Annotated in this window: 5 protein-coding genes and 1 pseudogene; all 6 read right to left on the bottom strand. The window is 69.1% G+C overall.

Features of this window, described 5'->3' with window-relative positions:
* A pseudogene (locus U9979_RS07700) lies at positions 1-806 on the bottom strand (methyltransferase type 12); the annotation flags it as partial.
* Between the two features lie 63 nt (positions 807-869).
* On the bottom strand, positions 870-2,147 hold the full coding sequence (locus tag U9979_RS07695) for a glycosyltransferase (protein WP_322749041.1): 1,278 nt from the start codon (positions 2,145-2,147) through the stop codon (positions 870-872).
* On the bottom strand, positions 2,144-3,106 hold the full coding sequence (locus U9979_RS07690; protein WP_322778817.1) for an alpha/beta hydrolase: 963 nt from the start codon (positions 3,104-3,106) through the stop codon (positions 2,144-2,146). Before U9979_RS07690 ends, U9979_RS07695 begins: the two co-directional genes overlap by 4 nt.
* Positions 3,107-3,108: 2 nt before the next feature.
* Positions 3,109-3,447 (bottom strand): acyl carrier protein, encoded by a 339-nt coding sequence (locus U9979_RS07685; RefSeq protein WP_322749039.1) that lies wholly within the window; start codon positions 3,445-3,447, stop codon positions 3,109-3,111.
* Positions 3,444-8,330, bottom strand: coding sequence for a polyketide synthase (locus U9979_RS07680; protein WP_322778816.1), 4,887 nt, complete (start codon positions 8,328-8,330; stop codon positions 3,444-3,446). The genes U9979_RS07685 and U9979_RS07680 overlap by 4 nt, the downstream gene beginning before the upstream one ends.
* Positions 8,331-8,402: 72 nt before the next feature.
* A partial coding sequence (locus U9979_RS07675; protein WP_322778815.1) for an SDR family NAD(P)-dependent oxidoreductase occupies positions 8,403-10,074 on the bottom strand: 1,672 nt, incomplete at its 5' end.

The raw sequence follows: 10,074 nt of genomic DNA, 5'->3' as shown, positions 1-10,074 counted from the left end.
GTATAAGAGACAGGCCCCGAAGACTTCAGCGATTTTTTCCGCGCAGCGGTGCGGCGACCATTCCTGGCCGCGGCGACGACAAATTCGACACCGGCGAGAATCCGAACGACCGGGCTGCGCGCAAGGTCGCGTGGTTGCAACGGCACCCGCCCGAAACAGACGAAGAAGGGCTGTAACCAGAAGAGGACGGTGGCCACCAGCGCCCAGCCCAGGTTGACGGATCCACCGCAGACCATGGCGATGTCCCGAAACGTCGGGGCGAGCAGGTTCAGCGGCCTAGCGCGGTAGGTCCGTTTCTGTACGCGCGCCCTGCTGACCGGATCATCCCGGGCGGCGCTCAGCCCAGGTACGACCACAAGATCCGTGCCGGTGGTCGCATAGTTCTTCAGCCGGGCGATGATGTCGACGAGCTCGACCGGGTCGAAGCCCTCCCGCTGGCCGATGCCGGCCCGGTGCAACAGCTCCGCGTCCGCGAGGATCGCCTGGAAGGCTCCACGGCCGAGCGCGGCGCGGTCGGTCCGGTAGGTCCGGGTGTCCACCATCCGAGCGACGTCGAGCGCGCGTTCGACCGTCAGATCAGCGGGGATGAGGTCGAGTACCCGCAGGCGTTCGCGCCTGGCGTGGTTGCTTGCGGCGCGGCGCGCGGCGGCGGTGAGCCGGACGTCACGGGCGACCAGGAACTCGTGGCGCGGATCCACCGGCCGGCCGCTCGCGGGCACCGTGTCCAGGCGACGGAGCCGGCCGCGCAGCCGTATCCCGTTCGCGATGATCCCGACGCACATCAGGATCGGCAACCACCACAACATCGCCCGGCATCGCCTCCTGACCGGGCTAAACCATCCTGACCGGGCTCAAGCATCGTGATCGGGCTAAACCATCGTAAGCAGGTGGTCCGCGGCGGCCGTGACGCCGCCGGCCGCCGTGAAGTCCTCACGCAACCGCCCGGCGGCCGTGCGGAAGGAGGGGTCGTCCAACACTGAAGTGATCGACTCGCGCAACGCGGGCGCGCTCACCCGCCCGAACCGGACCCGCAGACCGGCGCCGGCGCGTACGACCTGCTCACCGATGATCGGCTGGTCGTCCCGAACCGGCGCGACAACCAGTGGAACCCCGTGCGCGAGCGCCTCGCAGACGGTGTTGTTCCCGCCATGCGACACCACCACGGACAATCGCGGCATCAGCTCAACCTGCGGCACGTAGGGTAGCAGGAGAACGTGCTTCCGAATGTCACCGCCGTTGATATCACTGCCGTTGATGTCGCCGCCGTTGATATCACCGCGCGCGACGCCCGATCCGAGCGCGCCGAATTCGGCCGCACCGCTTGTGGGTGCATTCACGATCCCGGGCGGCGCCACGACTATCGCCTGCAGCCGATGCGCGAGCGGATCAAGGGCCTCCACCGCGATCCGCAGAAATCGCCCGCCGGCATCTCGGGTCACTGTCCCCAACGAGACCAGCACATGCTCCCGCTGCGGGTCGAGCCATTCCCAGGGGAAGGCCGGCGCCGGTCGACGCCAGCCGGCCGGCGTCCCGACAAAGACGTAGTGCCCGGGGAAGTCGGCCGTCCGCAGCATCTGCGGCACTGAACAGATCAGGGTCAGCTGGTCGGAAAAGCGCAGATCGCCGACGCGCGCGTCGTGTTCTGACACCCCCTGGGCACGCTGGAAGTCACGTAAAGTATCGACGACCCATTGCCCGACCCCGGTGAGCACCTCATACGGGTTGTCCAGTTCCGCGGACGTGGTCGCCAGGGTGGCCCACGCCAGGCCGCGACGGCGGGCGACCAACGCCGCACCGATCGCCTGCTGGTCCACCACGAGCACATCCGGCGCGAACTCGTCGACCAGAGCCTCCACATCCGCGACCATCGACGCGGCCAGTGGGATGAGGAAGTCCTCCCACAGGAACTTCAGCGATGCCGGGCCACGCAGCGTCCTCGACCTCTCGCTGATGGCAGCCTGATCGGCGCTGGACAGTTCGCCCGTCAGCGGAAGCAGTGCGAGTCCGGGTGGCAGGAGCGGCCCGATCACACCGGCGTGGCCGGCGATGGCGGTGTCATGACCGCGTTCGGTAAGTTCACCGGCGATTCCGGCGGCCGGGTTGACATGCCCGGTCAACGGCGGCACGACGAACAGAAAGCGACTCACGGGGATGTCACCGGGCCGGCGTCGATCGCTGCATGATCCGCCCGTTGTGTGCCGTCCGGTTTCGGGCTGTCCTGTTTCGGGCTGTTGAGATCCGCCGGCGGGACCATCAGTGTCACCCACCCGGGGGTGTCGAATTCCCCCCCGGGGCCGCGGGTGTAGGTCGGCATCGGGTGCTCGCGGTCGAACAGCCACCACCGCATCAGCCTGCGCAGGTATTCAGCGGCCTCGCGCAGCACGGCATGCGTGTGATGCTCCAGGATGATCAGCGTGCAGTTGCCGACAAGTCTGGCGAGCCCCTCGGCCTGCCCGATGATGTCGGAGTTTCCCCCATAGACCGCGAGTACGGGTATGTCCAGACACGCCAGTCGCTCGGGTGAGAAGGCGACGGTGGCGAGCATGTCCTGCGCGATCGAGGTGTCCCGCAGCAGTGACTGGGCGCTGCGGGTGATCCGGCTGACGGCCCGACCGGCGGACTCCGCCAACCACTGTTCGACCTCGACGTCGGAAAGCCCGACCAGAACCTGCGTGAGCGACCTGGCCATCTCAGCGCCTAGGCCGTCGATGAGGAACGGCGGTTCGATCAGCGTGAGGCTCGCGACCTGCTCGGGAAACTCCAGCCCGTAGGCCAGCGCCATGGTGGCCCCATAGCTGTTGCCGACCAGGTGGACGGGACTGTCGACACCCAGTGCGTCGAGCATCGCCGCCAGATCCGCCATCGCGTTCGCCATGCCGTAGCCGGCCGGCGTCCGCTCGCTGCGCCCGTGACCCCGAAGATCATAACAGATCACGTCAGCGCCCGCATGGGCGAGACTGTTACCGAGCGAGAAGTAGAAACTGGACATGTTGTCCATGACCATGCCGTGCACCGTGACGACAACGGGCGACCCCGGTTGCGGGCCACCGTTGGGTGGCAGCCGCTGGACGTGCAGCCGGACGCCGTTCGCAAGAATCTCGGCCACTGCTACGACCGTGGGGCGAGACAGCCGGCGATGTAAGAGACCACCTGCCCGACCTTCATGTTGATGACCTCGTCGACACCCATGCCAGCGAGAAAGCCGACGAAGTCGACCATGTCGCCATAGCGTTCCCGCATTCGATCGGCAAGGGTGACAAACTCGATGCTCTCCAGTTCGAGATCGGTGTTGAACGACGTCTCCATCGCGATTTCCAGATCGATGACATATTCCTCACCGATGATGTCACGCAGCAACGCCGCCACCTCACCGAGGACCCGGGCCTCGACCACAGCCCGGCCGTCGGCCGACGCCTCGGCGGAAACCAGCGCGTACTCGGTCGTCATGTCCATGCTCCTTCGCCGCCTTTTGGATCGCTCTCTGCGGTGCTTTCATTCGTGTTCTTTCCGTTTCCTTCGCCGGCGCTCCACCGGTTTCCGCTGGCCGCCCGCTCGACCGCCGGCGAGGTCCATGCCACGACATAACGGTCTGCCTCGGCCCGGTCGGTGGATCCGGCGGCCGCGGTGGACCCGGTGGACCCGGTGGCCGCGCGGTCCGGCACGGGCTCGCCGGCCTCGTCGATCAACTGGTGGGCGACCCAGCGTACGTGCGCTCGCGGAGCGTCCACGCGGACCCGGAGATGACCGGGTGCCACCGTGTCCACGACGAATCTCTTCGGCTGGCCCGCCAATCCGACGCCGTCCGCCTTCGCCACCGATTCCTTCGCGGTCCAGAACCGGGTGAACCACAGTGCGCGCCGGTCCGGGTCGGCGCCGGCGACCTCCGTGAGAAGGACCTGTTCCGTCTCGGCGAGGGCGAGCGTCTCGACGCCCGGCGCACGCGACGCCACCCGCTCGATGTCAATGCCGACATCGCCCTCGGGATGCACCAGCGCCACGCCGAGGAATCCTGTGTGGGCCAGCGACACATGTGGCGGCGCCGCGATCGGTGTGCCACCACGGTCGGGCAACCGGTCGATCACCGGCCGGCCCGACGGCTCGTTCGACACGCCGATCTCGATGCCCCACACGTCACCGGCGCCGCCGTCCCAGAGCCAGTGGCGGACGGCGTCCTTCGCCGCGATCCGTCCAATCAGCCACTGCCGCGCCGCCTTCGGATTCCTGACGGCAAGCGCTGCCCGCTCATCGGCGTCGAGGTGGTGACGCAGCATGAGCTCGCGGGATGCGGTGTCATGCCATCGCTCCCGGACGAACACCCATCCGCCCTCGGCGCGCTCGGCGATCGCGCTGCGCGCCGGACTCAGCAGCATCGACCACGTCACGTCATCCTGGGAGAACCGCCGGTCCTTCCAGCCCTCGATCACCGCCCACACTGTGCCGTCAGCGGCCCGTATCTCCAGGTCGGCGGTGACGGTCGTGTCCCCCACGTCGCGCACCCACACAGTGCCGGTCAGCCGGTCGCCTACCACCGGAGGCGGGCCGAAGAACCGCAGGGAGCGGATCGTCGTGGGCAACAGGAGCCAGTCCGTCCGGAGGTACTCCATCGGCCAGTAGCCGAACAGCTGGCCGGCGGTGTCCAGGAGCGCGCCGGGAGCCTCGGTGACGACGAACTCGCCGTGGACGCCCTTCGGTGAGATCGGCCCGACCGCGACCAGGCCCTGGAAGCCTGGCCCGTGGAACAACCGTCCGCTCCGGTAGATCGACTGTCCGTCGACCACATCGCGTCGCAGGTCGGGCAGTGGTTCATCGGACGGCGTCGGCGGCGCCGGGTAGTCGTCGCCAAGGATGACCGTGCCGCGTGCGTACCCCTCGACATTGACCATTACCGCGTCCGGTCCGACCGCGACCGCGGTGATGGTCACCTCGACCGCAGGCGCGATCGCGAGCCAGCGCAGCGCCCGGATGTCGGTCAGCCCGAGCGCCACCCGACCGGGCGCGAACGCCCGCGCCTCATCGATCATCATCTCGAGCAGGGTGGTCATCGGGATCACCGGGAAACGGTCGGCGAGATGCGGCCACCCCGGCGGCTGGCCGTAGAAGCAGTGATCAATGATGTACGGCATGGTTTCGATCGACAGTGTCCGCCGGACGCTACGCGGCGGCCCCGGCAGCGCGGCCGTCACGGCCACGCCCGGCTCTGCCCCCGGGGCTGCGGCCGGCGGCTTTCTGGCGGCCCACCGTCCGACGACGGTCGAGACCATCTCGTTCGTCTCTGCCATGAACGCGGCGAATTCAGCGAGAACGGGATGTTCCCCCTGGTCGGCAAGCTGGTCGGCAAGCGGCCGGGCAGGCTCGGGCAGCGGCAGCGGCAGCGGTGCCAACGCGGCGGCCCGCTCACCCAGCCGGATCAGTGGCGCGCCCAGGTTGAGCAGCATCGGCCTACCGCGTCGCGTTCGGCTGGCGGCCGACCCCGGCCCCGAGACTGCCGCCGGCGCCGCCACGGCCCGGTCCACCGTCGGCAGCAGGTCCATGCGCGGGGAGGCTCCCTCGACCCAGAGCGCTGCCGCCACCCGCCGCAACTGGTCAAGACCGCTACGTTTCGGGGTGTTCGTGACGACGGTCAGGTACTCGGCGCGCGCCATTGTGTCCTGCACGAAACCGGCGATGCTCCCCGTGCCCACCGCAACGAACACCCGCACGCCCGCGGCGTACAGCGCTTCGGTGAGCCCACGGAAACGGACCGGCTCCAGCAGGTGGCGCGCGAACAGGTCACGGACGGCGGCAGGATCCTGCGGGTACGGTGCGACCGTCGTCGCCGACCAGACCGGCACCGTGGCGGCGCCGATCGGGGTCCGCGCCACGTCCATACGCACCCGGTCCAGGTAGGGCGCGAAGAACGGGGAGTGGAAGCCGGACCGGAACGGCAGTATCCGGCACAGCACACCCTGGCCGCGCAGCCGCTCAAGAGTGGTAGTGACGCTGCGGCGCCCCCCGCAGATGATCGACTGATGGGGGCAGTTGTCATGGGAGATCACCACATCCGACAGTCCGTCGATGGCTGCGACGGCCTGGGACACCCCGCACCCCAACGCACCGAAGACCACACCGGGCACATCGAGAGAACTCGGATCGAACGAGTTGATGAACCTGTCCACGAAGTCATCGGCGATCAGTCCAGCGGAGATCATCGCATTCCACTCGCCGATGCTGTGACCCCCCAGGACGTCCGGGACGATCCCCAGCCTGCGCAGTGCCATGTCCAGGATCCGTCCCACCTCGACGCTGGCGACACCGTGCGTGCCCAGTACCCCAGTGCTGGCGTCGACGGTGCTGGCGTCGACGGTGCCGGCGTCGACCGCCCGGTGCGGCAGGGCGAAATGCGCGCGGACGTCGTCCACCCGCGGGTGGAACCCGTCCTCCAGACCGCAGAACAAGAAAGCGATCTTACCCGGCCCGGCAGTGCCGTCAGGCTGCACCAGCGCGCCCCGCCCCAGCAGGGGCGATGCCGTGAACCACAGATCATTGCGGCCACGCCAGGCGGTACCACGCTCCACGATCGTCCGGGCGAGCGCAAGCCGCCGGCTGTCCGGTGCGACGATCGCGAGCCGGTACGGGCCCCCGGTGGGCATGTTGCCGGCATCGTCGCGGGCGAGCAGCTCCTCGTCGGGCGCGGCGAGCGCCCGGACGAGCGCCGCGGTGCTCGCCCCGGCGACCAGCAGGACCCGCTCGGCACCCTGCTGCAGGCCCCTGCCGGGCTGCCTGGTCGAACCGCCGGTCGAACCGCCGACCAAACCGCCGGTCGAACCGCCGGTGACGCCCGACACCGGAAACGCGATGGACGGCGCGTTCGACGACGCCGGCGCCTCCTCGACGACGACATGGGCGTTGATACCGCCGAACCCGAACGCGTTCACACCGGCCCGCCGCTGGACGCCGTCGGGCGCCTCCCAGGTGGCGGCTTCACGTATCGGTTCGAATCGGGTGCTCGCCAATGCCGGATGTGGCTGCTCGCAGTGCAGGGTCGGCGGCAGTGTCCGGTGGTGCAGCGCCAGGACGGCCTTGATGAGCCCGGCGGCGCCGGCCGCGGGCATGGCATGACCGATCATGGACTTCACAGAACCGATGCCGATCGGCGGAGCACCGGTGGCGCGACCGAACACCCGTCCCAGGGTGGCGAGTTCCGCCGCGTCCCCGACCGGGGTGGCGGTCCCGTGGGCCTCGACGAGACCGAGCGCACCGGGCGCGGTCGGGTCCAGCCCGGCGTCGGCCCAGGCCCGCTCGACGGCCAGGATCTGCCCCTGCTGCGACGGCGCGAGCAAGGTGGAGGACCGCCCGTCACTGGAAACACCACAACCGCGGATCACAGCGTAGATGCGGTCACCGGCACGTTCGGCATCGGCGAGTCGCTTCAGCACGACCATCCCGACGCCCTCACCGATCAGGATGCCGTCGGCCCGCCGGTCGAACGGCCGAATCCGCGAGGTCGGGGACAGCGCCCGCAGCAGCGAGAAGACGCTCCAGAACGTCACTTCCTGGACGAGATGCACACCACCCGCGATCATGGCGTCCGCCCGGCCGCCCGCCAGCTCGCGCACGGCCGTGTCAACCGCGATCAGGGACGACGCGCATGCCGCGTCCAACGTGTATGCCGGGCCACGAAGATCCAGCCAGTTGGCGATGCGCGAGGCGGCCAGGTTCGGCACCAGACCGATCGCGGCCTCCGGACGGTCCGGACCGAGGGTTTCGACGAACGCGGCGCGGACCGCAGCGAGCTGGTCGGTCGTCAACGTGGGGACGAGTTCCCGCAGCGTGGTGACGAGCTGGGTGGAGACCTTGACCCGCTGGTCCAGCCGGGCAAGACCCGCGGCGAGGTAACTGCCGCGCCCCAGTACCACCCCTGTCCGGCCACGATCGCCGAGTGTGTCAGCGCCCCCGGCGTCCGCGACGGCCTCGGCTGCGACCCGCAGCGCCAGCAGCTGATCGGGCTCGGCCCAGTCCACGGCAAGCGGCATGATCCCGAACTCGATCGGGTCAAAGGTCGCGAACTCCTCCACGAAGCCGCCGCGCCGACAGTAGATCCGGTCGGCGGCGACCACCGGTTTCACCCCGGAGCCGAGTTCGCCATCTGGTCCATCGACACTTGATGCACCACCACTTGATGCACCGGAGTCAGCCGCGGAATCCGGATGAAAGAACTCCTGATCCCAGCGCCGCGGTGACACATCCCGGACCGCGTCCACCCCGCTGACGATGTTGCTCCAGTAGGTAGCGAGGTCACCCGCGCCCGGGAACACCGACGCCATCCCGACGACCGCGATCGCCGGCTTCACGCGAGCGCCTGCCTGGTGGGCCAAAGGCGCACAATAGTGGCTCTTTGTGCGCACAAGCTAGCCCTATGCGATCTATAGTTCGACATCCGCGATCCCAAAACCGAGAAATCCGTCATCGAGCGCCCCGGGCAGGCCGCACATGTACACCACTTGCGGAACATCGACATCAGCGGCCAGCTCACGTAGAACGGCGACGACCCCGGCATCTGGATCGATCAGGCCGATACCCCGGCGGGCATACTGACGTTCCAACTCGGCGGACACCATTCCCCTGCCGACGTCCACGCCGCCGGTTTCGATGCCAGTTTCGCGACCGGTATCGCGACCGGACGAGCCCCATGGCCCCCAGTCCAGCGAGACGACGCGGCCATGAAAACGCCGCGACCAGGCATGGGCGCAGGTGTCAAGAGCATCGTTAGCCGCGGAGTAGTCAACCTGACCCCGGTTACCGAACACCCCTGCCACGCTGCCGAACAGGACCAGGAAATCAAGATCTGGACGCAGTGCGTCGACAAGCGTCCGGGCACCTTCGACCTTTGTCGCGAACACCCGGTCGAACGACTCCGGTGTCTTGTCCCGCAGCAGCTTGTCCTCAACGACCCCGGCGCCGTGCACGACCCCGTCAATCCTGCCGCGGTCTGCATAGACCGCCGCCACGACCTGACGCAAGGCGTCGGCGTCCCGCACGTCCACCGCGTGGTATCGAACGTAGGACGCAGTCTGGGTGAGTGCGGCGAGAGTGGCCCGCACTTCCCGCTCCGCCAGCAACCGGGCCACCCTGGCCTCGATTTCGGCTGGTCGACGCACGCCCGTGTCGATCAGTGCCCGCCGCAACCGCGGTGCATCCGGCGCGGCGGCGGTTGCCGGGTCCTCCGGCGCGGCCGGGAGCACGGTTCGGCCGATCAGTTCGATCCCGCAGCCGGTGGCGCGGGCGAGAGCCAACGCCACCCTGGCTGTGATACCGCGGGCACCGCCGGTCAGCAGCACAACCGAGTCCCGGCCGAGCGCGGGCACGCCCACACCGGTCGAGGACAGTTGCGCAGGCACCACCCGCGGAGTTAAGCGGGCCCCATGACGGTAGCCGACCACGACAGGGGCGTCCGGTGTGAGCAACTCGGTGAGGAGGTACTCGGCGAGCCGGGTCGGGGCCTCCTTGGGGTCGAGATCCACCGCCCGGACGAGCACGTCGGGCGCCTCCCGCGCAAGGGTGCGCGCCAGCCCTGCCATCCCGATGCTCGGACCAGGTTCATCGGTCGCGGACCGACCGAAACTGCCGCCACTGCCGGTCGCGACGACAAGGCGGCGGGTTCCGCCCGCGACCGCGGCCCGGATCGGACCGTACGCGGCGGGCAGGGCCGGTGGGGCATCCCGGTCCACCGGCGACACCCACAGGACGCCGTCCGCCCCGACGCCGCTCGCAAGCTGATCGGCGAGCACCTCGTCGGCGGCGGAGAACATCCGCACGGCCGCACCATACTGCTCCAGCATGGTCGTCAGGACGAGCCCGATACCCAGTCCACCCTCGACGACGGCGAACCGGGAACCCGACAACGGCCCGGCCCCGGTGTTGTTCTCGGCCGCGGCGAAAGTCTCCGCGAGCGGGCGCGGTGACGGCAGTGCGACGACGTCGACGACGAACCGCCGCAGCGATGCAACACCTGGCTGCTCACGATCCGCATGCGCCAGTAGCCTGCCCGGGTCGATGTAAACGGTGTCGACGTCGACGGTGTCGACGTCGACGGTG

Origin of the sequence: Protofrankia sp. Cas4, from assembly GCF_963555915.1 — a bacterium.
In the GTDB taxonomy this organism is placed as follows: Bacteria; Actinomycetota; Actinomycetes; order Frankiales; family Frankiaceae; genus Protofrankia.
The sequence above is the reverse complement of the archived record's forward strand: the minus strand, read 5'-3'. Positions and strand labels throughout refer to the sequence as shown.

Coding starts and splice junctions, on each gene's coding strand:
- U9979_RS07685 (WP_322749039.1), bottom strand. CDS start 3,447: ATGACGACCGAGTACGCGCTGGTTTCCGCCGAGGCGTCGGCCGACGGC.